General features: G+C 37.3%; 3 protein-coding genes and 1 pseudogene. All 4 read left to right on the forward strand.

Annotated features, from left to right (window positions below; genetic code table 11):
• The coding region (locus tag ACWOEC_RS12060) for a tyrosine-type recombinase/integrase (protein ID WP_455308475.1) at positions 1-176 on the forward strand (176 nt) is incomplete at its 5' end.
• A gap of 51 nt (positions 177-227) precedes the next feature.
• Positions 228-467: pseudogene (locus tag ACWOEC_RS12065) on the forward strand (hypothetical protein); the annotation flags it as partial.
• A gap of 51 nt (positions 468-518) precedes the next feature.
• On the forward strand, positions 519-1,202 hold the full coding sequence (locus ACWOEC_RS12070) for an IS6 family transposase (protein ID WP_434226855.1): 684 nt from the start codon (positions 519-521) through the stop codon (positions 1,200-1,202).
• 33 nt (positions 1,203-1,235) lie between these two features.
• Positions 1,236-1,676 carry a dihydroxyacetone kinase subunit DhaL gene (dhaL, locus tag ACWOEC_RS12075; RefSeq protein ID WP_434226859.1) on the forward strand — a complete coding sequence of 147 codons (441 nt, stop codon included), beginning with the start codon at positions 1,236-1,238 and terminating at the stop codon, positions 1,674-1,676.
• Positions 1,677-2,090: the final 414 nt, after the last annotated feature.

Consider the following 2,090-nt stretch of genomic DNA (forward strand, 5'->3'; position numbering starts at 1 on the left):
AAGAAATTGGTCCCCATTCGATGCGTAAGACTTTTGGCTATTTTTTGTACAAGCAAGGAACCAAAACAGAGATCATTCAGTCGCTGCTCAACCATTCTTCGCAACGGGAGACCTTACGCTATATTGGGATCACCCAGGAAGACAAAGATACCGCAGTAAAGAGTTTGGATCTATGACAGAATAATGCCCTATATAATAATAGAAGGAAAAATTCAAAAGGTGAGAAGATGAACGAAGAAAAGCGTCCGAAATTTCCTGATAAATACCACTTATCTCGCAAAGAGTCTGTGTATTTATTGAAGAAAAACATGGTGGAACTGGTTTATAATGCGGGAAAATTTGAAGGGTTAAATACAACGTTGTTACAAACAGAAGAGATTATCAAGTATAATCGAGCTAATAATGTGGCTGTAGATGATGTCCTGACCGTCGTTAACTTAAAAGGTTCTGTTGCGAAGTTTTTTAATTTCCTGTATTTATTGTAGAATGTAAGAAAAAAGGTTAGTGAGGCTTGAGAGATGAATCATTTTAAAGGCAAACAATTCCAACAAGACGTCATCATTGTCGCTGTTGGTTATTACCTACGTTACAATCTGAGCTATCGTGAAGTTCAGGAATTGCTTTATGACCGTGGAATAAATGTTTGTCACACTACGATTTATCGGTGGGTTCAAGAATACAGTAAAATCCTCTATCATCTCTGGAAAAAGAAAAATAAACAGTCCTTCTATTCATGGAAAATGGATGAAACGTACATCAAAATTAAAGTAAAATGGCATTATTTGTATCGAGCCATCGATGCAGATGGTTTAACCTTGGATATTTGGTTACGTAAAAAACGGGACACACAAGCAGCGTATGCTTTTCTTAAGCGGTTAGTGAAGCAGTTTGATGAACCGAAGGTTGTAGTCACAGATAAAGCCCCCTCTATTACAAGTGCCTTTAAGAAACTAAAAGAATACGGCGGCTTTTATCAAGGGACAGAACATCGTACCATTAAATACCTGAACAATTTAATAGAACAAGATCATCGACCAATTAAGCGACGGAATAAATTTTATCGAAGTCTCCGGACTGCCTCATCCACGATTAAGGGCATGGAGACCATTCGAGGAATATATAAAAAGAACCGAAGAAATGGCACTCTCTTCGGCTTTTCGGTATCTACTGAAATTAAAGTTTTGATGGGTATACCAGCATAGTCAAAGTATCAGAATGGGACTTTTGTACTCAGTATTGAAACTTTGCAACAGAACCGTGATACCTTTAAAGTTCTTTCGATGGCAATGATCTCCAAAGTTGGAGGAGCTTCAGGTCCGCTATATGGTTCAGCATTCATGAACATGATGAAAGCGACAAAGGATGTTGACGTCATCAATTCACAAGAGCAATTAGGGAAAATCATCGAAGAAGGTACAAATGGGATACAAGCAAGAGGAAAAGCTGAAGCAGAGGATAAAACAATGCTAGATGTTTGGTTGCCTGTTACGGAAGCATTAAAAAACAATCAGCTAACCGCAGACGTCATCGAAAATGCCAAAGAACATACTAAAAATTTGGTCGCAAAAAAAGGACGTGCTTCTTATTTAGGGGAGCGGGCGATTGGACACATTGATCCAGGAGCAGCTTCTAGTGCAATCTTATTCCAGACATTACTTGATGTGATTCATGGATAGAAAGGGCTATTTATAAACTGTAAAAGCCTAACTTTGAACGACAGCATAAACTGTTGCAAAAGTTAGGCTTTTTATCTGCTTTCGTGTATCTACCTAGAGCTTTTTCTGACAGAAGTATTTACCAAAAGTTAAACGAAGAAAGTGAAAATCGAGAAGAAAGAATCACTCTTTAGCATGAAAAAAAAAGAACTTTATCCTGATTAAAATAACGAAACAATCAAATATGACTTGTGCAAAAAAAGAGATGAGACCACTGCTACTTTTAGCAATGGTCTCACCTCTGTTTTACGGCTCTATACTTTTTGATGTTGGTGGATGACACCAGCATCTTTTTTATTTTGAAAAACAATAGAAAAGACACCTTGAAATCCTTTAGAATTAATTTGACGAACCAATCCAAAAGGAGGAATCAAG

The sequence above is a fragment of the Enterococcus bulliens genome, from assembly GCF_053761865.1.

Coding starts and splice junctions, on each gene's coding strand:
- ACWOEC_RS12070 (WP_434226855.1), top strand. CDS start 519: ATGAATCATTTTAAAGGCAAACAATTCCAACAAGACGTCATCATTGTC.